The sequence below is a fragment of the Tetzosporium hominis genome (assembly GCF_002265435.1).
Lineage (GTDB): Bacteria > Bacillota > Bacilli > Bacillales_A > Planococcaceae > Chryseomicrobium > Chryseomicrobium hominis.
Window position 1 is genome coordinate 1 of record NZ_NOKQ01000328.1, and the last position, 266, is coordinate 266.

Sequence of the window (266 nt, forward strand, 5' to 3'; positions counted from 1 at the left end):
GATTCCCCGCTCGTCGAAACGGGCCGTTGTCGCGTCAAGCTCGACAAAGGCGGAATGTTCCTGGAACGGTGAGCGCTTGTTCTTTTTCGCTTCTTCAAGGACAAGCCTTGCAGCTGCCGTTTTTCCCACACCTGGAGGGCCGTAAATAATGACATGCTGCGGATTCGGTCCGCAAAGGGCGGCTTTCAGCGCTTTAATGCCGTCCTCCTGGCCGACGATGTCTTTAAAAGCCGTCGGCCTCACCTTTTCCGATAAAGGTTCTGATA

1 protein-coding gene is annotated in these 266 nt (G+C 54.5%); it reads right to left on the reverse strand.

Annotated elements, in window-relative coordinates; genetic code table 11:
* Positions 1-266: AAA family ATPase (locus CF394_RS14120; RefSeq protein WP_133079854.1), on the reverse strand; the 266-nt coding region annotated here is incomplete at both ends.